The organism is Herbaspirillum sp. ST 5-3, assembly GCF_004804275.1.
Classification (GTDB): Bacteria; Pseudomonadota; Gammaproteobacteria; order Burkholderiales; family Burkholderiaceae_D; genus Noviherbaspirillum.
Map to the genome: position 1 here is coordinate 54916 of NZ_STGI01000012.1, position 25622 is coordinate 80537.

The 25622-nt window shown below is 62.0% G+C and carries 28 protein-coding genes; 13 read left to right on the forward strand and 15 right to left on the reverse strand.

Annotated elements, in window-relative coordinates:
- Window positions 1–25 precede the first annotated feature (25 nt).
- The 3 genes from E6W33_RS20340 to E6W33_RS20350 form a co-directional block, all read right to left on the reverse strand.
- Entirely contained in the window at window positions 26–895 is an 870-nt protein-coding gene (locus E6W33_RS20340; protein ID WP_136419157.1) for a hypothetical protein, read from the reverse strand.
- 261 nt (window positions 896–1156) lie between these two features.
- The gene (locus E6W33_RS20345) at window positions 1157–1780 is read right to left on the reverse strand and encodes a DUF924 family protein (RefSeq protein WP_247869719.1); all 624 of its coding nucleotides are present in this window, start codon (window positions 1778–1780) and stop codon (window positions 1157–1159) included.
- Window positions 1744–1974: a hypothetical protein gene (locus tag E6W33_RS20350; protein ID WP_136419158.1), complete on the reverse strand. Its 231-nt coding sequence runs from the start codon at window positions 1972–1974 to the stop codon at window positions 1744–1746. The genes E6W33_RS20345 and E6W33_RS20350 overlap by 37 nt, the downstream gene beginning before the upstream one ends.
- Before the next feature lie 210 nt (window positions 1975–2184).
- On the opposite strand from E6W33_RS20350, the gene E6W33_RS20355 reads away from it, so the two are divergent.
- The 6 genes from E6W33_RS20355 to cysK all read left to right on the forward strand — a co-directional run bounded on the left by E6W33_RS20355 (window position 2185) and on the right by cysK (window position 8667).
- Window positions 2185–3756, forward strand: coding sequence for a class I adenylate-forming enzyme family protein (locus E6W33_RS20355; RefSeq protein WP_136419159.1), 1572 nt, complete (start codon window positions 2185–2187; stop codon window positions 3754–3756).
- A 42-nt stretch (window positions 3757–3798) separates the two neighbouring features.
- Window positions 3799–4665 (forward strand): acyl-CoA thioesterase II, encoded by an 867-nt coding sequence (locus E6W33_RS20360; protein ID WP_136419160.1) that lies wholly within the window; start codon window positions 3799–3801, stop codon window positions 4663–4665.
- 43 nt (window positions 4666–4708) lie between these two features.
- Entirely contained in the window at window positions 4709–5482 is a 774-nt protein-coding gene (locus tag E6W33_RS20365) for a TSUP family transporter (protein WP_136419161.1), read from the forward strand.
- A gap of 61 nt (window positions 5483–5543) precedes the next feature.
- Window positions 5544–5780: a hypothetical protein gene (locus E6W33_RS20370; protein ID WP_136419162.1), complete on the forward strand. Its 237-nt coding sequence runs from the start codon at window positions 5544–5546 to the stop codon at window positions 5778–5780.
- 168 nt (window positions 5781–5948) lie between these two features.
- Window positions 5949–7670: a cation:proton antiporter gene (locus E6W33_RS20375; RefSeq protein ID WP_247869720.1), complete on the forward strand. Its 1722-nt coding sequence runs from the start codon at window positions 5949–5951 to the stop codon at window positions 7668–7670.
- A gap of 64 nt (window positions 7671–7734) precedes the next feature.
- Window positions 7735–8667, forward strand: coding sequence for a cysteine synthase A (gene cysK / locus E6W33_RS20380; RefSeq protein ID WP_136419164.1), 933 nt, complete (start codon window positions 7735–7737; stop codon window positions 8665–8667).
- Between the two features lie 39 nt (window positions 8668–8706).
- Here cysK and E6W33_RS20385 read toward each other — a convergent pair whose 3' ends face one another.
- On the reverse strand, window positions 8707–9636 hold the full coding sequence (locus E6W33_RS20385) for a response regulator (protein WP_136419165.1): 930 nt from the start codon (window positions 9634–9636) through the stop codon (window positions 8707–8709).
- Window positions 9637–9781: 145 nt separating this feature from the next.
- Between E6W33_RS20385 and ltaE the strand changes: the two genes are divergently transcribed.
- Complete coding sequence (gene ltaE, locus E6W33_RS20390; RefSeq protein WP_136419166.1) at window positions 9782–10852, forward strand: low-specificity L-threonine aldolase; 1071 nt, start codon at window positions 9782–9784, stop codon at window positions 10850–10852.
- Here ltaE and E6W33_RS20395 read toward each other — a convergent pair.
- Window positions 10849–12048, reverse strand: a complete 1200-nt coding sequence (locus E6W33_RS20395) for an alpha/beta hydrolase (RefSeq protein WP_136419167.1) — start codon at window positions 12046–12048, stop codon at window positions 10849–10851. The genes ltaE and E6W33_RS20395 overlap by 4 nt on opposite strands.
- A gap of 150 nt (window positions 12049–12198) precedes the next feature.
- Here E6W33_RS20395 and E6W33_RS20400 point away from each other — a divergent pair, with 150 nt between their 5' ends.
- Window positions 12199–12873 (forward strand): hypothetical protein, encoded by a 675-nt coding sequence (locus tag E6W33_RS20400; RefSeq protein WP_247869721.1) that lies wholly within the window; start codon window positions 12199–12201, stop codon window positions 12871–12873.
- A 15-nt stretch (window positions 12874–12888) separates the two neighbouring features.
- Here the strand turns inward: E6W33_RS20400 and E6W33_RS20405 are convergent, their stop codons facing one another.
- The 5 genes from E6W33_RS20405 to E6W33_RS20425 form a co-directional block, all read right to left on the reverse strand.
- Window positions 12889–13359: a Dps family protein gene (locus E6W33_RS20405; protein ID WP_136419168.1), complete on the reverse strand. Its 471-nt coding sequence runs from the start codon at window positions 13357–13359 to the stop codon at window positions 12889–12891.
- A gap of 170 nt (window positions 13360–13529) precedes the next feature.
- The gene (locus tag E6W33_RS20410) at window positions 13530–14162 is read right to left on the reverse strand and encodes a class I SAM-dependent methyltransferase (protein WP_136419169.1); all 633 of its coding nucleotides are present in this window, start codon (window positions 14160–14162) and stop codon (window positions 13530–13532) included.
- Window positions 14163–14227: 65 nt separating this feature from the next.
- Entirely contained in the window at window positions 14228–14854 is a 627-nt protein-coding gene (locus E6W33_RS20415; RefSeq protein WP_136419170.1) for a transglutaminase family protein, read from the reverse strand.
- Window positions 14851–15222 carry a DUF1304 domain-containing protein gene (locus E6W33_RS20420; RefSeq protein WP_136419171.1) on the reverse strand — a complete coding sequence of 124 codons (372 nt, stop codon included), beginning with the start codon at window positions 15220–15222 and terminating at the stop codon, window positions 14851–14853. The genes E6W33_RS20415 and E6W33_RS20420 overlap by 4 nt, the downstream gene beginning before the upstream one ends.
- A 35-nt stretch (window positions 15223–15257) precedes the next feature.
- Entirely contained in the window at window positions 15258–15719 is a 462-nt protein-coding gene (locus tag E6W33_RS20425; RefSeq protein WP_136419172.1) for a hypothetical protein, read from the reverse strand.
- 230 nt (window positions 15720–15949) lie between these two features.
- Between E6W33_RS20425 and E6W33_RS20430 the strand changes: the two genes are divergently transcribed.
- The 4 genes from E6W33_RS20430 to E6W33_RS20445 all read left to right on the forward strand — a co-directional run bounded on the left by E6W33_RS20430 (window position 15950) and on the right by E6W33_RS20445 (window position 18293).
- Window positions 15950–16438 carry a MarR family transcriptional regulator gene (locus E6W33_RS20430; RefSeq protein ID WP_136419173.1) on the forward strand — a complete coding sequence of 163 codons (489 nt, stop codon included), beginning with the start codon at window positions 15950–15952 and terminating at the stop codon, window positions 16436–16438.
- A 13-nt stretch (window positions 16439–16451) separates the two neighbouring features.
- Window positions 16452–17051: a YceI family protein gene (locus E6W33_RS20435; RefSeq protein ID WP_136419174.1), complete on the forward strand. Its 600-nt coding sequence runs from the start codon at window positions 16452–16454 to the stop codon at window positions 17049–17051.
- Between the two features lie 64 nt (window positions 17052–17115).
- Window positions 17116–17964: a hypothetical protein gene (locus E6W33_RS20440; RefSeq protein WP_136419175.1), complete on the forward strand. Its 849-nt coding sequence runs from the start codon at window positions 17116–17118 to the stop codon at window positions 17962–17964.
- Window positions 17965–18050: 86 nt separating this feature from the next.
- Window positions 18051–18293 carry a CDGSH iron-sulfur domain-containing protein gene (locus E6W33_RS20445; RefSeq protein ID WP_136419176.1) on the forward strand — a complete coding sequence of 81 codons (243 nt, stop codon included), beginning with the start codon at window positions 18051–18053 and terminating at the stop codon, window positions 18291–18293.
- Between the two features lie 8 nt (window positions 18294–18301).
- Here E6W33_RS20445 and E6W33_RS20450 read toward each other — a convergent pair whose 3' ends face one another.
- The 5 genes from E6W33_RS20450 to E6W33_RS20470 all read right to left on the reverse strand — a co-directional run bounded on the left by E6W33_RS20450 (window position 18302) and on the right by E6W33_RS20470 (window position 23773).
- Window positions 18302–19198, reverse strand: a complete 897-nt coding sequence (locus E6W33_RS20450; protein ID WP_168798705.1) for a LysR family transcriptional regulator — start codon at window positions 19196–19198, stop codon at window positions 18302–18304.
- A gap of 177 nt (window positions 19199–19375) precedes the next feature.
- Window positions 19376–20506, reverse strand: coding sequence for a sn-glycerol-3-phosphate ABC transporter ATP-binding protein UgpC (gene ugpC / locus E6W33_RS20455; RefSeq protein ID WP_136419177.1), 1131 nt, complete (start codon window positions 20504–20506; stop codon window positions 19376–19378).
- A gap of 14 nt (window positions 20507–20520) precedes the next feature.
- Window positions 20521–21366 (reverse strand): carbohydrate ABC transporter permease, encoded by an 846-nt coding sequence (locus tag E6W33_RS20460; RefSeq protein WP_168798710.1) that lies wholly within the window; start codon window positions 21364–21366, stop codon window positions 20521–20523.
- A gap of 13 nt (window positions 21367–21379) precedes the next feature.
- The gene (locus E6W33_RS20465; protein ID WP_136419179.1) at window positions 21380–22342 is read right to left on the reverse strand and encodes a sugar ABC transporter permease; all 963 of its coding nucleotides are present in this window, start codon (window positions 22340–22342) and stop codon (window positions 21380–21382) included.
- A 180-nt stretch (window positions 22343–22522) separates the two neighbouring features.
- Window positions 22523–23773 carry an ABC transporter substrate-binding protein gene (locus E6W33_RS20470; RefSeq protein WP_136419180.1) on the reverse strand — a complete coding sequence of 417 codons (1251 nt, stop codon included), beginning with the start codon at window positions 23771–23773 and terminating at the stop codon, window positions 22523–22525.
- A 225-nt stretch (window positions 23774–23998) separates the two neighbouring features.
- Here E6W33_RS20470 and zwf point away from each other — a divergent pair, with 225 nt between their 5' ends.
- On the forward strand, window positions 23999–25465 hold the full coding sequence (gene zwf / locus E6W33_RS20475) for a glucose-6-phosphate dehydrogenase (RefSeq protein ID WP_136419181.1): 1467 nt from the start codon (window positions 23999–24001) through the stop codon (window positions 25463–25465).
- The last annotated feature ends 157 nt before the right edge of the window (window positions 25466–25622 follow it).

Genomic DNA, 25622 nt, shown 5'->3' on the forward strand with positions numbered 1-25622 from the left:
GATTGCGGACAAGCGGCATCAGCCTTCATTCGAACAAATAGCGTATCGCTGCATCCGACATCTCGGCATTGCTGTGTCCAACCCGAGGAACGCTGAGCAGTTTCCAGCGGAACGGAACCCGGCGCGCTGCGGCCTGGCGCTGTGCAAGCCGGAAGAAGGCTTGCCCGCGCTCATAGCGGTTTTTCCCTTGCTCCATGGCCTCCGGCGAGCGCGGCAATCCTTCGCTCTCGGGGTCGATGTCATCTTCGCCGAGCATCACCACGAGGCGGCGCGCAAACACCGCATCCCGCTGCTGTTCGCTCACCAGCGCCGGATCCAGGCGCATCGGGAACGCCGATGCCGGCGATGACGCATAAACCGGCATGGTGTAGGCGCCGGCATTGGCAGCAAACGCGATATCGACGCGCGAGGTTGGCATGAACAGCATGAAGCGATGCACGAACTGCGCACCGGCCGAGTGGCCGAACAGATAATACTTTCCGACAGCCAGTCCGTCGCGCCGCTGCAGATCGTCGAACAAATGCTCGATGGTCCGGAACAGCCAGTGTTCCCGGCGCGGATCGGTCACATTGCCGAACTGGTATTCGTCGATCGAAAAATACTTGTCCGCGAACTCCGGCACGACCACCAGTAATTTGTTTTTCTCCGCATGACCGATCCATTGGTCGCGATACTGGTCGCCCTTGCGGTCGGCGCCGGGCATCACGATCATGATCTTCACCCTGTTGTCGAGCGAAGCCGGCTTGTAGTACCAGACTGAAATCGGCCTGCCGGGACTGACGGCATCATCGGCGAACAGAAAGTGACCACTGCCGGCCGGCAGCGCGGCGGCATGCGCGAGCGGCGATGCCAGTAAAAAGTAGATCGCCGAGCGGGCAAGAAATGATTTCAGCAAGCGCAATACCGGTCTCCACTGTCCAGAATGATCGAGGTTCTATTTAATCCCCGGTGGCCGGACGCGGCTTGGTGTTGATCAAGCATTGCGCAAAAGACACGGCATCCGTCATTCCGATTTAAATGTGTCTATTTGTGACATCTGTCACATTTCGTATCGTGCAAGCGACATATATTTGAGCCGTAACATGAATTCTCCAAACGAGCTTTTGGCCCGCTGACCGCAAGTCGGCGGGCCGTTTCTTTTTGGGCGCTCGGAGTATCAGAACGACGAACCGGGCTGCTGCAGGAAGGCGAGTTCCTCCGGCGTGGAGGCGCGGCCGAGGATGCGGTTGCGATGCGGGAATCGGCCGAAGCGGGCAATGACCTCGCGATGCCGCAGCGCGAAGTCCAGGAAGCCGGAAAACGCAGCGGCATCCGCCGCCGCCAATTCCTGAAACAATGCCACGCACCGCTCCTGGTCCTGCAAGGATTCGGAGTGCTCCAGCGGCAGATAGAAGAACACCCTCTCGATCGGGCGCAGCGCGTGGTGCAATCCTTCCTGCAAGCCCTGCCTGCACCAGGCCTGCGCCAGCGTATCGAAGGCAAAGGCTTGCGGCGTGTCGCGATACATATTGCGCGGAAATTGATCGGTGAGAATGATGAGCGCCAGGCATCCAGTTGCGCTCGACAACCACGCGTCCAGTTGCCTGCCGGCCGCCGACAGCACGCTCGGTTCGAAGCGTTGGCGGATCTGCTCGTCGGTGCGCGGATCCTTGCGCCACCACAGGGCGGCGCGCTGCTGCGCGACGACCGCGTCATCCGCGCTGTCGCCGAACCAGAATTGGCGGATCGATGCTGGGGTTTCGATCATGGGAACGATGTCCGGCTTTCTTTCCTCAGCCATTCATCATCGCTCCTGACCGCCTCGTCGACCTGGCCGGCGAGCTTGATGGCGACCTCGACCGATTTCCGGATGTAGGCTTCTTCATTGTTTTCGCTGATCTGCCGGCTCTGCAGATACCCGACAAAGATGGTGGCCGCCATGCCGGCCACGACCGACTCGCTGTGTTGCAGGTGGAGATAAACCTCGTTGCTCATGATGCGGCCTCCCGTTGGCAGGAAATGGATAACGACGCGATGTCCTTGCAGGATTGACAAGGACAGTCTAGCGCGCCAATGCCGAAGCTGCAAAATCAGGCGAATGCGCCTTTCCGCGAAAAAATCGAAAGTGGAATAGTATTGAGGGAATTGGTATGCCAATTCAGGCCGCTTATCCTGCCGTTTTTCCGATTATTCCGACAATTCAGTATGACCACTCAATCGACTATCGATACCGTACTTGAAGAGAACTTCAACACACTTCCGCACTTGGTCCACCTGCACGCGGCTGCCAATCCGGCGCGCGACGCCTTCATCCAGGACGGCCAGCGCCTGAGCTTCGCGCAACTCGACACCCTGATGGACCGGATCGCGGCAGCCTTGCAACGCGACGGATTGCAGCCGCGCGACGCCATCGCGATTTGTGCCAGCACATCGATTCCCTATGCCGCAGTGTTCCTCGGCGGCCTGCGCGCCGGCGTCGCGGTCGCCCCGCTGGCGCCTTCGTCTTCGCCGCAAAGCCTGGCCTCCATGGCCAGGGATGCGGACGCGCGCGTGCTGTTCGTCGACCAGGCCGTCGCCCAGGCGCTGGAGCCGGTGCGCGACAGCCTCCCGGCGACGATCGTCGCATTGGACGACAGCGCGGCGGGCATCCCGTTCCGCGACTGGCTGGCCGCACCCAGCGCGCAGCCCAAACCGGTCGACATCCAGCCGGACTGGCCGTTCAACATCATCTATTCCTCCGGCACCACCGGCGCGCCCAAGGGCATCGTGCAGCCGCACTCCATGCGCTGGACGCACATCCAGCGCGCGCGGGTCAACAGCTACGACGCGACGGCCGTCACGCTGGTGTCGACGCCCCTGTATTCGAATACCACGCTGGTGAGCTTCCTGCCGACCGTCGGACTGGGCGGCACCACGGTCATGATGGCCAAGTTCGATGCCGGCGCCTTCCTCGCGCTGGCGCAACAGCATCGCGTCACGCATGCCATGCTGGTGCCGGTACAATACCAGCGCATCATGGCGCGCGAGGATTTCGGCTCCCATGACCTGTCGTCCTTCCGGATGAAGTTCTGCACCAGCGCGCCTTTTTCGGCGGCGCTCAAGGCCGACATCCTGCAACGCTGGCCGGGCGGCCTGATCGAGTATTACGGCATGACCGAAGGCGGCGGCACCTGCATGCTGGCCGCGCACGAGTTCCCGGACAAGCTGCATACCGTCGGCAAGCCGGCGCCGGGACATGACATCCGCCTGATCGACGACGCCGGCAAGGAAGTCGCGCCGGGCGAACTGGGCGAGGTGGTCGGTCACTCACCGGCGATGATGGCGGGCTATCACAAGCAGCCCGAAAAGACCGCCGAGGCCGAGTGGTACGACCCGAGCGGCAAGCGCTTCATCCGCACCGGCGACGTCGGCCGCTTCGACGAGGACGGCTTCCTGACGCTGATGGACCGCAAGAAGGACATGATCATTTCGGGCGGCTTCAATGTGTATCCGAGCGATCTGGAAGCCGTGCTGATGCAGCATCCGGACGTGGCCGAAGCGGCGGTGGTGGGCGCGCCCTCCACGCGCTGGGGCGAAACGCCGGTTGCGGTCGTGGTGCCGAAGAAGGGTGCGGCGCTGCAGGAACAGGAACTGCTCGACTGGGCCAACGAGCGCCTCGGCAAGACGCAGCGGCTGGCCGCTGTGCGCATCGCGTCGGTGCTGCCGCGCAGCGCGATCGGCAAGGTATTGAAGCGCGAGCTGCGCGACAGTCTCGCCGCCACGCTCGGCCCGCTGTAATCGCAGGGACGACATTCACGTTTTTAGGGACAGTCAACAAACATGCTGGACGATTCACTTTTCAATACCGACGAGATCCTGGGTCTGCTGAAACCGGAGCAGACCGGCGTCGACCGCTTTCGCGGGCAGAGCCATTTCATGGGCAGCCCGAACGTCTTTGGCGGCCAGGTGCTGGGACAGTCACTGTATGCCGCCTCCATGACCGTGGAGGGACGACGGCCGCACTCGCTGCATTCGATGTTCATCCTGCCCGGCAACCACGGTCTCCCGATCGATTACGAGGTCGAGCGCGTGCGCGACGGCGGTTCGTTCAGCACGCGCCGCGTGGTCGCTTACCAGGAAGGGCGCCGCATCTTCGTGATGTCGACTTCGTTCCAGACCGTGGAAGAGGGCTTGTCGCATCAGAAAGACGCGCCGCCGCATGATGCGCCGGAGTCGCTGGCGTCGAGCATCGAGATCTGGAAAAAGCATGCAGTCAATGCGAAGCGTCCGTTCCGCCCGGTACCGGTCGATTTCCGCGCCGACCATGCGGGCGACATCTACAGCGGCCATCAGGGCAAGCCGAGCAAGCAGGTGTGGACCCGTTCGCCGGTTGCGCTGCCCGACGACGTGCTGGTGCATGAAACGTTGTTCGCCTATGTGTCGGATTACGGGCTGTTGTGGACTTCCTTGCAGCCGCATCATGTTTCCATGGGCGACCCGCGCCTGCAGATTGCCAGCCTCGATCACACCATCTGGTTCCACCGGCCGTTCCGCATGGACGAATGGCTGCTGTTCGCGATGGAAAGTCCGAATGCGTCCGGCGGACGCGGATTGTGCCTGGCCCATGTGTACCAGCGCGACGGCACGCTGGTGGCGACGCTGGCGCAGGAGGGCCTGATCCGGCTGCGCGAAAAAACGAAGTCATAATATTGCGCGCTTGCGCCTTTTTCTCTTCATTACTGGATTCAACATGGATGTTGTCTTGTCGCCGGAAGTGCTGGCGATGCTGTTTGCCGCGGCCATGGTCGCCGGTTTCATCGACGCGATCGCCGGCGGCGGCGGGCTGATCACGATTCCGGCACTGCTGCTGGCGCAGGTTCCGCCGCTGCACACGCTGGCCACCAACAAGCTGCAAGGCAGCTTCGGCTCGCTGACCGCTTCGCTGATGGCGCTGCGCCGGGGACTGGTGACCTGGTCCGACATGCGCGTCCTGTTTGCCGCGTCACTGATCGGCGCCGGTCTCGGCGCGTATGCAGTGCAATTCGTCAACGCCAAGGCGCTCGATGTCATCATTCCGGTGGTGCTGCTCGGCATAGGCTTGTATTTCATGCTGGCGCCGGGTGCTGGCAACATCGACGGCCAGCCGCGCATGAACAGCGCCGCCTATCAGGGCGTGGTGGTGCCGGGCATCGGTTTTTACGACGGCATGTTCGGCCCCGGCACCGGCTCGTTCTTCTCGATGGCCGGCGTCGCATTGCGGGGACACAACCTGGTGACCGCAACCGCGCAGGCCAAGGTGCTCAACTTCGCAAGTAACATCGCCTCGCTCGCGGTGTTCATTGCCGGCGGCAAGGTCATGTGGGCAGTCGGCGCCACCATGATCGGCGGGCAGGTGATCGGATCATGGGGCGGCTCGCACGCGATGGTGCGCGGCGGCACCAGGTTGATCCGGCCGATGATCGTGACGGTCTGCTGCGTGATGCTGGGACGCTATGCGTGGCAGAAGGGCTGGCTGGTGTTCTGATTGGAATCGCTTGCCGCGGCAAGGGTCGAACACGGATTGCGGATTGCAGCGGGAGAATGCCATGTACATGGTGTATTGGACGCAAGTTGAAAACGAGCAGACCATGCCGCACAGCCAGGGTTTTCCTTCCGAGGACATGAGCGGCGCGCTGAAATTCATGGAAGCCCTGCGCACGCGGCAACGCGCCGGCGAGCCGGTCTGCTTCATCACCATGTGTTCCGAGCATCCCGACTCGGTGGGTTTTCCCGGTGTCGCCGAACCGCATCCGGATTACAGCTGGAAGAAGCGCCGAAAATAAGCGCCTTCCCGACTTGATCCAGATAACACCACGCCGCAATTTTCTGCCGGCAGTGTCGTTTTTTTCAGCAAAATCCACGACAATCGTGCGTTCCTGCGCGGCACGCATCAAAACAGGTCTTTACTCGTGGAAGCACATCAAGCCTTACCCTATTTGCGCGAGACGCTCATGTTTCTCGTGCTCACCGGCATTCTGATTCCGCTGTTGCAGCGCTGGCGCGTCAACCAGGTGCTGGGTTTTCTCGCAGTCGGCACCGTGGTCGGCCCCTTCGGCCTCGGCCTGCTCGCGAAAGGAGTGCCCTGGCTCGCCTACTTCACCTTCCCGCAACGCGAAGGCATCAATGTCCTGGCCGACCTCGGCGTCCTTTTCCTGATGTTCATGATCGGCCTGGAACTGTCGGCCGAGCGGCTGTGGGCCTTGCGCCGCTGGGTATTCGGCGCGGGCAGCGTGCAGGTGGTGTTCAGTGCCGCGATCATCGGCGGCCTGGCCTATGCATTCGGCAATCCGGTCGAAGCGGCGGTCGTCCTCGGCTGCGTGCTGTCGCTCTCGTCCACCGCAGTGGTGATGCAATTGATGACCGAGCGGCGCACGCTCGGCACGCCGCTTGGCCAGGCGGGATTCTCGATCCTGATGCTGCAGGATCTGGCCGTGGTCCCGCTGCTGATGCTGACGGATGTCCTGGCCAGGGGCGACAGCACCGGCGTGTTCAGCCTGGCCGGTTTCACCATGCTGAAATCGGTCGGCGCCATCGTCTTGATCTATTTCCTCGGCCGCCGCGTGATCCGTCCGCTGTTCCATTCCTTCATCCAGCAACGCCAGCCGGATGTCTTCATGGCGCTGACCCTGCTGAGCTCGCTCGGCATCGCCGGTCTGACCGCGGCCGCCGGTCTGTCGATGGCCCTCGGCGCATTCCTGGCCGGCCTGTTGCTGGCGGAAACCGAATTCAAGCATGAAGTGGAAGTGACCATCGAGCCCTTCAAGGGTTTGCTGATGGGCTTGTTCTTCATGTCGGTCGGCATGGAAATCGACGTGCGCGAAGTGCTGAAGACGCCGGTGCTGCTGCCGCTGTCGGTAGTCGGCCTGTTTCTCATCAAGTCGCTGGTGCTCGCCGTGATTTTCCGCATCGGCGGCTTCAGTTGGGGGCGCGCGGTCGAAGGCGGGACGCTGCTCGGACAGGGCGGCGAGTTCACCTTTATCGTCGTCGGCACTGCCACCGCTTTGCAATTGCTGAATCCGGCGACCGGCAAGTTCATCCTGCTGGTCGTCAGCTTGAGCCTGTTCGCCACACCCTTCGTGGCCAAGGCCGGACGCGCATTCGGCGATTGGTGGGAGAAACGCCACCCTGACGAGATGCCCCATCCGGAGGGCGCGGGACTGGAACCTGCCGGCGGGCATGTCATCCTCGCGGGATACGGGCGCGTCGGCCAATTGGTCGCGCAATTGCTGTCGGCGCAAGGCATCGCCTTTGTCGCGGTGGAGTCGAATCCGCGCCTGGTGGCGAAGCTGCATCCGCTCGGCGTACCGGTATTTTTCGGCGACGCGGCGCGTATCGAACTGCTGCGCAAGGTGCATGCGGATTCGGCGGCGGCGATCGTGTTGACCATGGACCATCCCGCCTCGGCATTGCATGCGGTCAAGGCAATCCGCCGCCTGTATCCGAGGCTGCCGCTGCTGGCGCGTTCGCGCGACGAAAAGCATGCGCAGGCGCTGAAGCAGGCGGGCGCCACTTTCGTGATTCCGGAGACGCTCGAAACCGGGCTGCAACTATCTGCCTTCGTGCTGCAAACGCTGGGCGTGGAAGAAGGCGCCGCCGCGCACACGATCCAGCTCGAACGCGAACGCCGCATTGCCGACCTGCTCGTTGCCCCTACTATCACCGAGGCAAAATAGGCGGTCATACGGTGTATGCTATGCACTGCATTCATCCCGAACAGGCAAGAAGAAAAGGAGCCCCATGAACATCGCAAATGACGTAACGCAACTCATCGGTAACACGCCGCTCGTCCGTATCCGCAAATTGACCAAGGACTGCGTGGCCGACGTGGTCGCGAAGCTGGAGTTTTACAATCCCGCCCACAGTGTGAAAGACCGCATCGGCCTGGCGATGATCGACGCCGCCGAGGCGGCCGGCCAGATCAAGCCGGACACCATCTTCGTCGAGCCGACCAGCGGCAATACCGGCATCGCGCTGGCGATGGTGTGCGCGGCGCGCGGCTACAAGTGCGTGCTCACCATGCCCGAGACCATGAGCAAGGAACGCCGCATGCTGTTGCGCGCCTACGGGGCGGAGCTGATTCTCACGCCGGGACCGGAAGGCATGAACGGTGCGATCAAGAAGGCCGAGGAGCTGGTTGCGTCCGATCCGCGCTACGTGATGCCGCAGCAGTTCAAGAATCCGGCCAACCCGGAAATCCACCGCAAGACCACTGCCGAGGAAATCTGGCGCGACACCGACGGCAAGGTTGATATCGTGATTTCCGGCGTCGGCACCGGCGGCACCATCACCGGCGTGGGCGAGGTGATCAAGGCGCGCAAGCCGTCCTTCCAGTGCATCGCAGTGGAACCGGACGCATCGCCTGTGCTGTCGGGCGGAGCCAAGGGTCCGCACCCGATTCAGGGTCTGGGCGCGGGCTTTGTGCCGGATGTGCTGAACACGAAGATTTACGATGAAGTGGTGCGCGTGAAGAACGACGATGCGTTCGATTTCGCACGCCGCGCGGCGCGCGAGGAAGGCCTGCTGGTCGGTATTTCATCGGGCGCGGCGCTGTGGGCCGCGGTGCAGGTGGCGCGCCGCCCGGAAAACAAGGGCAAGCTGATCGTGACGATCATTCCGTCCTTCGGCGAGCGTTATCTGAGCACGCCTTTGTTCGCCAATCTGGCGGACTGAAGCACCTCGGAAAGCGGGTGGGAAGTCCCGCTTTCCGAATCAGGATGTTCTTGTCAGGATCGATTGCGCGACGCGGCGCGCGCTCGGCAAAAAGCGCGCGATGGTCGCCAGCAGTTCATCCTCTCCCACCGGCTTGCCGAGATAGGCATCGCATCCCGCCCACGTGCCGCGGAACTTGTCGAACGCGGACGATTTACTGCTCAGCATCACCACCGCCGCTTCTTTCGTCGCCGGGCTGGCCTTGATGCGCTTGCACACCTGGTAGCCGTCCATGCCGGGCATCAGGATATCGAGGAAGATGCAGGTATAGCGCTTGGCCTGCGCCATGTCGATGGCCATCTCGCCGTTCTCGGCATAGTCGACGTCGAAACGAAAGGGCGCGAGTCGGGTCCGCATGAAGGCGCGCACGGTCGCGCTGTCGTCGACCACCAGCACCGATTCCATCGGATTGGTTTCGAGAAAGACCGGAGGCGGCACCACGATCTTGTCGGTCGCACGGCGGAAGGTGCGTCCATCCCACTGCCCCTCCTCGTCGCGCTGCGCGCGCCGCTGCAAGGCCTCCTGCATCTGGCGGTCGAGCTGCTCGAACAGGCGCATCCAGTGGATCGGCTTTTCCACCACCGGCCATGCGCTTTCGGAGGATGCGCGCCCGATCAATACCGCCGGTGCGAGCATGCTGGGCGAACGCTGCTGCAGCAACCTGACGGCATCCGGATTGTCGGCGTTGACGAGGTAAATATCGGCGCGCTCATTCGGCGCGGACGGCTCGGCGTAACAGCAGCTGCGGCGCCCGGTGAGTCGGAAGGTGGATGACAGCATGGTCTTTTCCGCGGCGGAGAAGCCGAGCATCTCAAGCACGAAACGGCGGGTGCCGGTTTGAACAGCCTCAGATTGGAGTGCGAGGTTCATGATGGGTAGCGGCCTGTGAAAGGGTTCGTCGCCGTGCGCGGTGAATAGGTTCGTCGCCATGCGACTAGCGCATCGTTGCAGAAATGATAACACAAGTCAAAATTCACTCCTCTTTTTTGGGGTTATCCGAACCAGGAATCGTGTCCACAGCCGGCTGCATGAAAAAAACCGATAATGGTGGCCTCGAAAAGTGGATGGGACAGACATGAGCGACTTTCGCAGCGACACCGTGACACAACCCACCGCCGCGATGACGCAGGCGATGCTGGATGCGCCATTGGGCGACGATGTATTCGGCGAAGATCCGACCGTCAACCGGCTGCAGGAACTGGCGGCCGGGATGCTCGGGTTCGAGGCGGCCCTGCTGGCGCCGAGCGGCACGCAATCGAACCTGATCGCGCTGATGACGCACTGCCAGCGCGGCGACGAAGCGATCGTCGGGCAGCAATGGCATACCTACCGCTGGGAAGCGGGCGGCATGGCGGTGCTGGGCTCGATCCAGCCGCAGCCGCTGGAACACCAGGCCGATGGCAGCATCGCGCTGGCCGATATCGAAGCGGCGATCAAGCCGGACGATCCGCATTTCGCGAGAACGCGTCTGATCGCTTTGGAAAACACCACCGGCGGCAAGGTGTTGCCGCTGTCCTACATGCGCGAGGTACAAGCGCTTGCCACCCGCCGCGGCCTGCGCACGCATATCGACGGCGCGCGCCTGTTCAATGCGGCAGTCGCGCTTGCGCAGGCAGAGGGCGGCGATCCGGTGCAGCAGGCGCGCGAGATCTGCCGCGGCTACGATTCGGTTTCCGTTTGTCTTTCCAAGGGACTCGGCGCGCCGATCGGATCGCTGCTGCTGGGTTCAAAGGAGTTCATCCAGCAGGCGCGGCGCGTGCGCAAGATGCTGGGCGGCGGCATGCGCCAGGCCGGCCTCATCGCGGCCGCAGGCATTCATGCCCTTCAGCAACACGTGCATCGGATGGCGGATGATCACATCAATGCACGTACGCTGGCGGATGGCTTGTCGCGAGTCGTTCAATCCAATGCCAGGCTGGCAGGCAAGGCCGTTGCGCACGAAGCGCAAACCAATATCGTATTCTTCGATGTCGAATCCGGTCTTGCCGATGCGCTGCTGCAGCACCTCGCCGACAATAATGTGAAAGTGACATCCAGCATGCAACGCTTGAAGAACCAGACGATGAAACGCATCCGCTGGGTCACGCATCTGGATGTGACGGCCGGCGATGTGGAGCGCGCAATACAGGTGATGGCTTCGTTCTAAGCCAGCCAGGCACGGACCTGCGCATACACCTCCGCGTTGCTGAGCAGGTCCAGGTGGCCGAGGCCGAAGCCGGTCCATTGCCGGTCGGGTGGGAACTCCAGGCAGCGCACCGGGTCGGCATGCCGCCCGAGTGCGCTGTCGAGCGGCACCAGTCCGTCGCCCAGCACGCGCTCAGTGAATTCGCTGCTTTTCTTGCTGAGCACCGCGGCCAGCGCATAGCAGAGCACGCCGTCCGGCAAGGGCAGCGGCCGCCGCGAGTCGGGAGCACGGGCGAAGCGGTCGCGTCCTTCCCAATCTTCATCGAGCACGTTGCCGTGACGCAGGTCGGTGATTCCGGCACTGCGAATTTTTCCGAGGCGCGCGAACGGTGCTGCATAAGGCGAGGCTTCGAGCAGGATGTCGACCCAGTTGCCGGCACGCTCCAGCGGTGCGCCATGATGCGGCGTGCCGAGGAACACCAGCTTGCGCAGCAACGGCAGCCAGGCAGTCCGCTCCTGCGCCGCGTAGTAGCAGGCGCTGCGCGCCACCAGTCCGCCCATGCTGTGGCAAACGAGGGTAAGCTCCTCGATCGGGTACGGCCATTCCTTTACCAGCTTCTTCAAGAGCGCGGCCAGTGCATGGCCGTTGGCCGAGACGTGCAGGCCGCTGTTGTAATGCAGATAAAGCGGCGTGTAGCCCAGATCGCGCGCCAGCGCCGCGCCGTGGTCGTGCCCCTTGCGCAGCCATTGCAGATCGTTCATGCACAGGCCATGCGCGAGCACCATCAGCTTGCGGCCTGCTTTCGGAAACGTCGTGCGCAGGGACTGCCGTTCCAGCAGCAATGGCTGACCGGCTTGGCGAAACTGCATGGGAATGGCCAGCGGATTGTTGCCTCGCGCCATGTAATCCCCGAGCACACCGTTCAATGCAGCGAGCACCGCTTCACGCTCCGGCGTTGAGGCGTGTTCGCCGAAATAGGGATTCAGCTTCGCAAGCGCGGTGTTGATACCGCCGCCGGCGATGCGTGCCAGGCCGCGAACCGCGTTATAGATGAGACCGGAAAGGCCGCTCGTGCGCTCCTTCGGCTGCGCTCCGGGCATGCGCACGACCGAGCCGTGCATCGCTTCCACCAGGTCGGTGACGCCGAGCGTCGCTTCGGTGGCAAGACTGACGAGCGCGCGGAGATCGGACAAGTGAATATGGCGCTCTTTTTTCATGGAAATTCTTTCTTCCTGTATCGGGCAATTCGTTCGGAAAATCGTGGAACCGGTCGGAAAGGTGCCTGTCAGAAGCCCCTGTACGTCAGGCAAATTTGCATGGATGAAAAATTGGCTTGACCATTTATCACTCATGACAGGAATCAATTAGTGAAGAAAACCCTCGCAGCTCTCGGTGTCATCGCCGCAACATTCGCCGCCGCCAATACCCGTGCCGACATCGGCGTCGCCGGCGAAGTCGGCACCACCGGCTTCGGCTTCCATGCGACCATCCCGCTGACCCCCAACCTCAATGCGCGCCTCGGCCTCGGTTATCTCGGCTATTCCTACAGCGGCCGCACCAGCGACATGGATTATGACCTGAACCTCAAGGCCAAGACCTATGACGCCTTGCTTGACTGGTATCCGCAAAAGGACAGCAGCTTCCGCATCACCACCGGTCTTGCCTACAACGGCAACCGCATCGACGTGCAGGGACGCTCGAATGCGAGCGGACGTTACACGATTCAGGGTAACACCTATGACGCAACGAGCTTCGGAAAAGTGACCGGAAAAGTCGATTTCAACAAAGTCGCGCCCTATCTCGGCATCGGCTGGGGCCGGCCGTCACAAAAAGACAAGGGCTGGTCGTTCGCGACCGATATCGGCGTGCTGTTCCAGGGTTCGCCGAAGACGACGCTGACCAATAGCGGCTGCACCGCGCCGGCGGCGATGTGCAATCAGTTCGCCAATGACGTGGCAAAGGAGAACGCCGCGCTGCGCGATGAAGTGGGCAAGCTCAAGCTCTACCCGGTGCTGCGGGTGGGCATCAACTACAAGTTCTGACCGTCAGGCGGGATGCTAGGTCTCCAGCAGCGAACGCAGCATCCACGCCGTCTTCTCATGCACCTGCATGCGCTGCGTCAGCAAGTCCGCGGTCGGCTCGTCGCCGGCCTGGTCGACTGCCTTGAACATCGTGCGTGCGGTACGCACCACGATTTCCTGATCCTGCACCAGTTGCCGGATCATCTCCTGCGCATTCGGCACGCCGTCCGGCTCGTTGACGGTGCTCAAGCGCGAAAAATCGCCATAGGTGCCCGGCGCCGGGCTGCCGAGCGCGCGAATCCGCTCGGCAATCAAATCGACCGCCTGCGCCAGCTCGGTGTACTGCGTTTCGAACATCAGATGCAGGGTCTGGAACATGGGGCCGGTGACGTTCCAGTGAAAGTTATGCGTTTTCAGATAGAGCGTGTAGGTATCGGCCAGCAAGCGCGACAAGCCATCGACGATGGCGCGCCTGTCCTGTTCGGAAATACCGATGTCGATTTGCATGATGAGCCTCTCCTGAGCGATTGATCTATCGATATGACAGTCGTCCGCTACCGGGGTTCGCGCATGGACTTGATGCAGGCGAAGAAGCTCCGTAATTTCCTTGCGCTTGCGCCGCGACATGCAGGCAAACGGACTGACATGCCGCCGCCTCGAGGCGTGCAACGCTCAGCTCATACCGCTTCTGCGGTGCCCCAGTAGTTGTAGGTCAGGGGGCGCGGTCCCGGCAAGTACATGGTCTGCATGTCACGCGATTGAAATCCGGCTTCGCGCAGCAGCGCCGGGATGTCTCTGTCCAGGTGGCATCCGCCCGCGATCTTTGACCATAGCGGCGTGAGGCGATGTTGCCATGCCTGGACCGAGGATTCGGGAGCCAGGCCATGTTCGCAAAAGACAAGCTTGCCGCCACGCTTGAGGACGCGGCGCATTTCCTTGAGCGCCGCCACCGGATCGGGAATGGTGCACAGGGAGTAGGTGACCAGCACGGTATCAAAGCTGCCGTCGTCAAAGGGAATCCGTTCGGCCGACAAGCCGACGAGCTCGACCGATATACCCGACTTCAGCGCCCGCTTGCGTGCCAGCGGATGCATCTCCACGCCTGGGTCGAGGCCTACAATGGTTTCCACTTGCGCGCTGTCATAGTGTTCCAGATTCAGTCCTGTGCCGATCCCGATCTCCAGCACGCGGCCTTTCGCCAGAGGAATCAGCTTGTGGCGCTGGCGCCATACCGGCCTGAGGCCGCAAGCAAAGTCGAGGAGATAGGGAAGCAGGTGACGCTCATACCAGTTGGGCGCGGAGGTATTCATGTCTGTGCTCGTGAAGTTGAGTTCCGTTTGGACAGGGCCTCAGGCGAAACGTGCGGCTTGCTCGTTCACGCGACGCGGGCGCCTGCTGCAAGTTTGACGGGAAGCAGCGCGATGTCCGGCAGATTTTCCGCCACATCCTTCACCGAGGCGTGTTTCCGCAATACCTCCACGACTTGTGGCAAGGGCGCAGACCATAACTCCGGCAGATCCCGCTCCTGTGGACTTAGCACAGGGAAAGCCAAGCTCTCCAATGGCGGACAGAATTGCGCATTCACGCCGGGCTTGTTGCCTCGCGCATCGATGCGATACCAGCCGTGATTTTTCAGATGGACGGCGTTCAAGCCGTGTAGGCAGAACGGCGGGCCTTCGGTACCGACGGCCAGTCGCTGGTAGCACAGGGCTGTCGGAATGCCGTTCGCGCGCAGCAGCGCGGCCAGCAAATGGCTCTTGGCGTAGCAATAGCCGGTGCCATGCTTGAGCACCTCGGATGCGCGGCAAGTGACCGGGTCGAGCTGGAAATCCCCGCTATGCTTGATCGCATCGCGAACGAATTCAAAGCAGTTGCGGACGATGTCTTCCTCGGAGCCGCAGCCTTGCGCCAGATCGGCGGCCTTCCTTTTTACCTGCGGGTGGTCACCGTCGATATATTCGCTGAATGTGAGATAGGGGTTCGTGTTTATCGATGTGTTCATGTGACGGAGCGCATCGAAAGGGCGACAAGGGCCAGGCCGATTGCAGCGGGAAGCGCCTGGACAAAGAGAATCTTGCGGCTCGCGGTGGCGGCGCCGTACACGCCGGCGACCAACACGCAAGACAAGAAAAAAATCTTGATGCTTGCGCCGCCCGCACCTGACCAAAGCCCCCAGATCAGTCCAGCTGCCAAAAAGCCGTTGTAGAGCCCCTGGTTGGCGGCCAGCACCTTGGATGCCTTGGCTTGCTCCAGCGTCTGGCCAAACGCCTTGAGTCCGGCGGGCTTGTCCCAGAGGACCATTTCCAGCACAAGAAAATACAGGTGCAGCAGGGCGACGAGACCCACAACGATGTCGGCGGCGATGTTCATGTTCAATCCTTCGTTCAGTTTTGCGGGGTCAGGTTTCAATCAGGTGCAATACCTTCTTGCTGCATTCTGTCTTTCAGTCTTTGGATGTATTCATCCAGGAACATGATCTTGATCCGCTCCGCCCAATCGGTGTAGCCGTAAATCAAAAGGCTTTGTGTCGTGTCGAACTGCAGAAAGTCATTCACATTCTTGATGCTGCTCTTTATGTAGTTCGAATAAACGATCGGGAATTTCTGTTTCAAAGCGGCGCGTGCAGCGTCCTGTGACGATTCGTTTCCAGTTACCGGCCCGCCGACGAGATACAGGGCCAACTGCCAGACCACGTAATCCAGGCTCGGGCCGTACAGCGGAGCCGACCCGGACAGATCCGACGTAGGCACAAAGACATATCGGCTCGAGGGGTCATACCTTTTCGCCAAAGCATCTGCAAGATAGTCCTTGAGTTTCGCAAGGGCAGCGGGTAAAGCCGCAGCTTGATCGTTTTCCAAATCCGGCATCCAAATCTCCTCATGTGATCGAATCGTTGTCCACGTTCATAGCGTGCATTACAACAAATATAACATTGCCTGAATTGCAGGATTGCCTCGCCCGCAGCATCCCCCGACAAGTCACCTCGCTTAATTGTCAACAAACAAGAAACAGTGTCGTTCCATTCAGGCTGTTTATCTACCATCCTCGCAGCAATAGAATGTCTTCGTCCTAACACGTACCGTCCCGGCCCAGAGCAATGAACCAACCGATCAAAGCCATTTGCCCGTCACTGTCGAGCCGTCCAGATACTGCTGCGCGCATGCCGTCCGCGGCACGCGAGCTGAGCCTGACCTATCACGCGTTCGAGGTATTTGCATCGCGCCACCTGCGTGAACTCGGGCTGACGCCGGGGCAGTTTTCGGTGATGTCGGTGCTCGCGAAGGACGTGGATATTTCGTGCAAGGCACTCGGTCAGCAGGCGGGCATTACCAAGGGCACGCTGACCGGTATCGTGGACAGGTTGGAGCAAAAGGGACTGGCGCGGCGCAGCACCTCGCAGCAGGACCGCCGCTCCAGCGTCGTGAACCTCACCGACGAAGGCCGGGTGACCTTCGAGCGGGTAGCCAATCATCATTTCGCCTATTTGCAGGAGGCGTTTGCCGGATTCGATCACGAAGACCTCACCAGCTTCGAAGCCAGCTTCCGCCGCTTTCGGGAATTTTTCAACCAAGCTTCGCGTCACTAAAGGAATCAGCAACATGTCTCACTCCGCACTTCGCTCCCTGTCCTCCGTTATCGCTGTTGCCAGCCTCGTGCTGTCGGCATCCGCTTTCGCAGCCAACCCGGCACCAGCCGGCAACTACAAGATCGATCCGGTCCACTCGGTCGCCTACTTTGAAATCGGCCATCTCGGCGGCGTCAGCCGTTTCATGGGCCGCTTCAATGACATGTCCGGCGACCTGGTCGTCGATACGCCCGAAAAGAGCAAGATCAAGGTCGAGATCAAGACCGACAGCATCGACACCAAGCATGAGCCGCTGGAAAAGCATTTGAAGAGCCCCGACTTCTTCAATGCGGTGCAGTTTCCGACGATGAGCTTCACCTCGTCTGCCGTGACGCTCAACGCAGCGGGCGAAGGTACGCTGGCCGGCAACCTGAATCTGCATGGCGTGACCAAGCCGGTCACCCTCAAGCTCAAGCAGATCGGTTCGGGCAAGGGCATGAAGGGCGAGACACGCGTCGGCTACGTCGCCACCGGTACCATCAAGCGCACCGACTTCGGCATGAACTATGGCGTGCCGGGCGCAGCCACCGATGAAGTCGATCTGCACATCAACATCGAAGCGATCAAGCAGTAATGCTTGCGCGCCGGCTTCATGATGAGGCCGGCGCCTGCCCATTCTTGCAGCAAGGAGTTCCGCCATGCCCAACCCGTCCTTTGTCATTCCCCTGTTCTTGCAAAGCGCCGTGCTTCCCTTCGGCGTGACGCTCGCGCTGTTGTTCGCATTGCGTCGTTACGCAGCGGTCTCGGTGATTGCCTTGTGCGCGGGTTTCATCGCCGCCTATTTCGCGATCCTGCACGCGCAGTGGTCGGCAGTGCCGCATCAGTCGCTCGACTGGGTGCCGGCGATCGCACTGCTCGGCACACTGGGCGCGGTGGCCATTGAACGCAGCAGGCATGCCGGAATACGGGTGATGGCGCGCTTTGCCTTGTCGCTGCTGGCTGCCGCCGCGGTGGGCTGGTTCGGACTGGAAGGACTGGGCCTGGCGAAAGTGGCGCTCGCTGCAGTACTGAGCGCCGCGCTGGTCTGCGCCGCGTGGACCTATCTGGGCGACGCCGCACAGTACCGGCCCGCACCATCGCTGTCGATGATGGTTGTGGCGGGCGGCGCCGGGCTGGTGTTGCTGCTCGATTCAAGCCAGGCCATCGGCCAGTTGAGCGGCGCGCTCGCATCCTGCCTGGCGGCGGGTCTCGCGTTCAATGTCCGGCGCGTGCGTGCGACGTTTTCCGACGCGGCGGCCGGCGTCGCGGTGCTGCTGCTTGGCGTGCTGCTGATGAACGCGTATCTGTATGCCGGTTTTTCGCTGGCTTACGTCGCCCTGCTGGTCGCCGGCCTGCTTGCCGATCCGCTGGTGCATGCGTTCAATCGCTGGCGTGCGCGTTGCGGCGGTGCGGGTTCGTGGTTCACCGCCACGGTACTGGCAGCCATTCCGGTGCTGTGCACGATAGGGCTGGCGATCAAGGCGGCGCAGGACGCGGGCGGCTATTGAATATTGAATTCGAAACGAAGGTTTCGGACAGCGCGCGGGCGGCGCGTCCGCGCAGGTACAGCAATTTTGTTTAACGAAAGGTTCCTATGAGCAGTCAAGCAATCGTTGCGAGCAAGACGCCGCATGCCGTGGATGTGGAAGCCGGAAAAGATTACTATTGGTGCAGCTGTGGCCGCAGCAAGGCGCAGCCCTTCTGCGACGGCAGCCATCAGGGCACGACATTTACGCCGGTGAAGCACACTGCCGCGGAAAGCAAGACCGTGTATTTTTGCGGCTGCAAGCAGAGCGCCAGTTCGCCGCTGTGCGACGGCGCGCACAAGCAGCTTTAATATGCATTTCACCACTCGCTCTTGAGCGCCAGCGCCGCAGCCACGAAGTCGACGAAGGTGCGCACCTTCGCCGACAAGTGCTTGCGGCTCGGGTACACGGCGTAGATGCCGAGCTCGCCCGAGCTGTACTCGCCGAGCACTTCCACCAGTCGCCCCGCGCGAATATCTTCTCCCACCAGAAACAGCGGTTGCCGGATCAGGCCGACGCCGCCCAGTGCCGCCAACCGAATCATGTCGCCGTTGGTCGCGCGCAGGCTGCCTGCCACCTTGACCGTGTGCGTGCCGCCCGGCCCGCTCATCTTCCAGTCGTCGCCGGTCGCCGCATAGCTGTACATCAGGCAGTTGTGATGCGCCAGGTCGGCAGGCGTGCCGGGCATGCCGTGGCGCTTCAGGTACTCGGGCGCACCGCAAATGGCGATGCGGTCGGAGGCAAGTTTCTTGGCAATGAGGCCCGACTCCGGCATCAAGCCGATGCGCACCGCCAGGTCCAGTCCTTCCTCGATCAGATCGACGCGGCGATCGTTCAGCAGCAGATCGACCTTCACGTCCGGGTACTGCTTCATGTAGTCCGACACGATCGGGCCCATGTGCAGGATGCCGAAGGATACCGGCATGGTCAGCCGCAAGGTGCCGTGCGGCGCTTCGGTGTGGCGCACCGCGCCTTCTTCCGCTTCGCTGATGTCGGCCAGGATCTGCGTGCAGCGATCGTAATAGCTGGTGCCCGATTCGGTGAGTGTCAGCTTGCGCGTGGTGCGCTGGAGCAGGCGCGTGCCGAGATGTTCTTCGAGGTGCGCGACATATTTCGACGCCATCGCGCGCGATATGTCGAGGCGGTCGGCCGCCGCCGCGAAGCTGCCGGTGTCGACCACGGCGGCAAACACCTTCATGCTGGTGAGAGTGTCCAAATTCGACCTTGCTGGAGTGGATGGGCGCTGCGGCGGACGGGTGTGGAAGCGCTCATCGCTTCGCTCAGGATTTGAACCGTCGCAGTATTGCCTGCATGCGGCTATCTTGCCATGGCCGAAGGGGGAGGGCAATGCGCGTCGCCCCGGCCGGCATGCAGCGGGGCGACGATGCTGGCGCTATGCGACGCGCTGCTCGTCTTCCGGATCGAACAGGACGGCCTTGGACAGATCGAAGGCGATTGTCATGCGCTTACCCGGCGTGGCTGCCGAGCGCGGGTGCGTGCGGCAGGTGACGCGCGCGCGATTGCAGTTGACGAAGACCAGGGTGTCGGGCCCGGTGGGTTCGGTCAGCTCGACGGTGCAGGCGACTTCGGTCGGACGGTAGCCGTCGTGGCCTTCGCCGGCGCGAGCACTGGCCGTGTCGGTGACATGCTCGGGGCGAATGCCGAGGATGATCTCGGTCCCGATCCGCCCGGCCACGGCACCGGCGATATTCGACGGCAAAGGCAGCAGCGTGGTCTCGCCTGCGTGCTCCAGCGCGAAGGCCGCGCCGGCGCCATGCGCATGCAGCTTCCCGCGCAGGAAGTTCATGGACGGCGAACCGATGAAGCCGGCAACGAACAGGTTGCTCGGACTGTCGTAAATTTCCTGCGGACTGCCGAACTGCTGCACGACGCCGTCCTTCATCACGGCGATGCGATCGCCCAGCGTCATTGCTTCAATCTGGTCATGCGTCACGTACACGATGGTCGAGCCGAGGCGCTGGTGCAGCAGCTTGATTTCGGCGCGCATTTCGACGCGCAGCTTGGCGTCGAGATTGGACAGCGGCTCGTCGAACAGGAACAGCGCCGGATCGCGCGCGATGGCGCGGCCCATCGCCACGCGCTGGCGCTGACCGCCGGACAGCATGGCCGGCTTGCGGTCGAGCAGATGCTTCATCTGCAGCGTCTCGGCGACGCGGTCGACGATGATGTCCTGTTCCTTCTTCGGCACCTTGCGGATGTTCAGGCCGAAGGAGATGTTCTCGCGCACCGTCATGGTCGGATACAGCGCGTACGACTGGAAGACCATGGCGATGTCGCGCGACTTCGGCGGCACATTGTTGACCACGCGATCGCCGATCATGATCTCGCCGTGCGAGACCGATTCCAGCCCGGCGATCATGTTCAGCAGCGTGGACTTGCCGCAACCGGAACCGCCGACCAGGATCAGGAACTGTCCATGATCGATGTCCATGTTGATGCCCTTGAGGACCTCGTTGCCGTTCGGGTAAACCTTGCGCACATTGCGTATCGATAAGTTGGCCATTCGTCTTGTCTCCTCTAACCTTTGACGGCGCCGGCGGTCAGCCCGCGCACGAAGTACTTGCCCGCGACCAGGTAGATCAGGAGCGTGGGCAGCGCCGCGATGATCGCGGCCGCCATGTTGACGTTGTATTCCTTGACCCCGGTCGAGGTGTTGACCAGGTTGTTCAATGCGACCGTGATCGGCTGCGCGTCCGAACCGCCGAACACCACGCCGAACAGGAAGTCGTTCCAGATCTGCGTAAACTGCCAGATGAAGCACACCATGAAGATCGGCAGCGACAGCGGGAAGATGATCTTGCGATAGATCATGAAGAAGCCTGCGCCGTCGATACGTGCCGCCCGCACCAGTTCATCGGGAACGGAAATATAGTAGTTGCGGAAGAACAGGGTGGTGAAGGCAATGCCGTAGATGACGTGCACGATCACCAGGCCGGTGGTGGTGTTGGCCATTTCGACCGCGCCGAGCATGCGCGCCATCGGCAGGATGACGACCTGGAAGGGGATGAAGCAGCCCACCATCAATGCGGTGAACACGATCTCGGAACCCCGGAAGCGCCAGTGCGACAGGACGTAGCCGTTGAGCGAGCCGATCATGGTCGAGATCAGCACCGCGGGCACTGCCATGTAGACCGAGTTCCAGAAGAAGGGAGCCAGTCCGTCGCAGCGCACGCCGGTGCAGGCGCTGCCCCATGCCTTGGCCCAGGCGGCCGTGGTGGGCGATACCGGAATGGCGAGCAGATTGCCGGCGCGGACTTCGTCCAGCGTCTTGAAGGACGTGGTCAGCATGACGTAGAGCGGGATCAGGTAATAGATCGCGACCAGGGCCAGCAGGGCGTAGATCACCATGCGCCCGAGCGACAATGAACGTTTTTCTTCAGTGTGCATTGCGGCTTCCTTTCGTTTCCATGTACATCAGGGGCACCAGCACCGCAAGGATGGTCATCAGCATCATCATGGCGGACGCCGCGCCCAGACCAAGCTGGCCACGCGTAAACGAGAACTGGTACATGAAGATCGCCGGCACGTCGGATGCATTGCCGGGACCGCCGGCGGTCAGTGCCATCACCAGGTCGAAGCTCTTGATGGCGATATGCGCAAGCACCAGCAGCACGCTGAAGAACACCGGGCGCAAGGCGGGAATCACGATTTTCCAGTAAATGGTCGGCAGGCCGGCACCGTCCACCATCGCCGCCTTGATGATGCTGTCGTCGATGCCGCGCAATCCGGCGAGGAACAGCGCCATCACGAAACCGGACGACTGCCACACGCCGGCGATCACCACGGTGTAGATGGACATGTCCGGATCGACCAGCCAGTCGAAGCTGAAGTGGGCGAAGCCCCAGTCGTGCATCAGCTTTTCGAGGCCGAGGCCGGGATTGAGAATCCACTTCCAGGCGGTGCCGGTGACGATGAAGGACAGCGCCATCGGGTACAGGTAGATCTGGCGCAGTGCGCCCTCGGCGCGGATGCGCTGGTCGAGAAGCACGGCGAGGAACAGGCCGATGGCGAGGCAGAACAGGATGAACAGGCCGCCGAAGATGCCGAGATTGGCAGCGGCGGTCCACCAGCGGTCAATTTCGAACAGGCGCTCGTACTGCACCAGCCCGGCGAATTCGAAATTCGGCATCAGACGCGATTCGGTCAGGGACAGGTAGGCAGTCAGGCCGATGAAGCCGTACACGAACACCAGCGATGCGATGATGGTGGGCGAGAGCACGATGCGCGGCAGCCAGGCGTCGGCCCAGACGGCAAGCCTGCTGCGGGAAGTCGCCCTGCCCCTTGGGGGGGAGGTGAACGCGCACGGCGGCGCGGCGGTGGAAGCGGGATGATCTGACATATGCGTCTCCTGGGTCAGAGAATGGCGGCGGATGCGATGTCCGCGCCGGAATGCTAGCCGGGCGCGCAGCCCGGATACAGCGGAACCCGCGCCGCCCGGCAATCTCCCCGTGCGAGGGGCAGGTGCCGGGCGGCGCGCGGAGTCAGGCAGGAGGGCAAACCGCCTGCCTTCCGGGACAAGTTACTTCGTCTTTGCCGCTTTTGCCAGCGCCCGCACGGCGTCTTGCGAGCTCATGTTGGAATTCATGAACTTCGCGATCACGTCGACCATCGCGCCCTGGGTGGCCGACATCATGGCCATGCCGTGCGCCCAGCTCGGCACCAGGCCGCCGTTCTTGCTGGAGGCGTCCATGTCATCCATCGACCGGGTCGCGCAGCTGTCGAACTTCGCGCGCGACACGCCGGCGCGGGCCGGGATCGAGCCTTTGTTGAGGTTGAAGACTTCCTGGAATTCCGGGCTCATGATGCGCGATGCCAGCGTGAGCTGCGCCTTCTGCTGCTCGTCGCCCTTGACCTTGAACATCGCCATCGAGTCGATATTGAAGGTGAATGCCTTGTCGGTTCCCGGCGCGGCCAGGCACAGGAAGTCGGTTCCGGGCTTCTTGCCGGCGGCGGTAAATTCACCCTTGGCCCAGTCGCCCATGAACTGCATGCCGGCCTTGCCGTTGATGACCATCGCGGTCGCCAGATTCCAGTCGCGGCCGGCGGCGTCCTTGTCAATATAGGTCTTGATCTTGCCCAGCGTGTCGAAGGCCTTGACCATGGTCGGGCTGGTCAGCGTTGCCTGGTCCAGCTGCACGAAAGCCTTCTTGTAGAAATCCGCGCCGCCCACGCCCAGCGCGACCGACTCGAACACGGTCGCGTCCTGCCATGGCTGGCCGCCGTGTGCGACGGCGATCATGCCGGCGTTCTTGATCTTTTCGGCGGCCGCGAAGAATTCATCCCAGTTGGTCGGCACCTTGGCGCCCGCCTTCTTCAGGACCTCCGGATTGACCCAGAGCCAGTTCACGCGGTGCACGTTGACCGGCGCGGCCACGTAATGTCCCTTGTATTTCATCACGGCCGACACGACCTTCGGCAGCGACGCATCCCACTTGCCTTCCGCTGCGGCGGAGTCGATGTTGGCCAGCACGCCTTCCTGACCCCATTCCTGGATCGACGGTCCCTTGATCTGTGCCGCCGTGGGCGCGCTGCCCGCCATCACACGCGCCTTCAACGCGGTCATCGCGTTTTCACCACCGCCGCCTGCCACCGCGAAATCCTTCCAGGCGATGCCCTTGGCTTCCATCATCTTCTTCAGTTCCGCCACCGACTTGGCCTCGCCGCCGGATGTCCAGTAATGCAGCACCTCGACTTCGGCGGCCTGGCTTGCGGCTGCGCCGAGCAGGGCACCGGCGATGAACAGGGTCTTGATTGATTGTTTGAATTTCATTACGTCTCCTCGTATGAAAAAGCGGCTCGGCGAATGGCGCCGGCGGGCTGTCGGCAGAAATGCCGGTCATGCAAATGTTCTTGTTACGGGCTGATAAACTAGTAAAACTACATCGCCGTGTGAAATTTCCAATAAATTTTACTCAAGATTCATCCGGCGCGTTGCAATTGTAGTAAAGCTACATTAATATTGCAACATCCGTTTTAATCTAATGAAAATAATTAAATGCCCGCCAACCCTGGGTTCACATTCATCTTGTTTGGTGCCAACGGTGACTTGTCCATGCGCAAGATTCTCCCGGCGCTGTTCGCCGCGCATTGCCATGACAAGTTGCATCCGCAAGGAAAAATCCTGTGCGTATCCAGGGAGTCCATGAGCGGTGACGTTTATCGCGAGAGCGTGCGCTCACATCTGGAGCGCTGGCAGCGGGCTGGAGAAACGGACGAAGCCGCCAGCGAAAGTTTTCTGCAGCGGCTGGACTATCTGGAACTGGACGCGCTGGTGCCGGACAGCTACCGAGCCCTCGCGGCTCGGCTGGAAACGGCGGCCGGCGTGCATGTGTATTACCTGGCAACGGCCCCGGTGCTGTTCGAGCCGATCTGCGCCAACCTCGCCGCCTGCGGCATCGATCTGGCGCGCGCACGCGTGGTGCTGGAAAAGCCGCTCGGCACCGACCTCGCTTCCTCGCGCGCGATCAATGATGCCGTCGCCCGCGTGTTCGCGGAAAACCAGATCTACCGGATCGACCACTACCTCGGCAAGGAATCGGTGCAAAACCTGCTCGCGCTGCGCTTCGCCAATTCCCTGTTCGAGCCGCTGTGGCGGCGCGAAGCGATCGCGCATGTGCAATTGACGATCGCGGAAGAGCTGGGCGTGGAGCGGCGCGGCGAGTTCTACGATGCCACCGGCGCCTTGCGCGACATGGTGCAAAACCATCTGCTGCAATTATTGTGCATGGTGGCGATGGAGCCGCCGACCTCGCTCAACGCCGACGCGGTGCGCGATGAGAAGCTGCGCGTGCTGCGCGCGCTCAGGCCGCTGTCGCGCGACGAACTGGAGCGCAATGTGGTGCGCGGCCAGTATGCGGTCGGCGCGGTGCGCGGCCAGCCGGTGCCCGCTTACCTGGACGAGCCGGACATCCCGGCCGATTCCCGTACCGAGACCTTCGTCGCCCTGCATGCCGAAATCAACAACTGGCGCTGGGCCGGCGTGCCCTTCTTCCTGCGCACCGGCAAGCGCCTGCAGCAGCGCATGGCGGAAATCGTGGTGACCTTCAAGCCGGTACCCTATCCGATCCTGCCGATTCCGCCCGGCCTGTCCGGCGAAGTGTCCAACCGGCTCGTGATCCGCCTGCAACCGGAGGAATCGATCAAGCTGCACTGCTTGGCGAAACAGCCAGGCGACGGCATGAATCTGCAGCCGGTGGTGCTCGACCTCGCCTTCGACAAGGCCTTTGCGCAACGCCGCGAGGATGCCTACGAGCGCCTGCTGGTGGATGCCATCCGCGGCAATCTCGCCTTGTTCGTGCGGCGCGACGAACAGGAGGCTGCCTGGCACTGGGTCGAACCGATACTCGACATGTGGAGCAACAGCCCCCTGCCGCCGAAATCCTATCCGGCCGGCACCTGGGGTCCGGCCTCGTCCAGCACCTTGCTGTCGCGCGCCGGCTTTGCCTGGCACGAGGAGCGTTGATGACACCGCATGCACGCATAAGTTTGTCCCTGAACGCATCGATCGGGCCGAAAATCTGTTATGTATGGTCTGGCAGAATTGCAAAGCCCGAAGCCATGAAACACACCCAGGATTTGTCCGACGAAGTTGCCCGCCGTCGGCGTGATATGTATTGTTT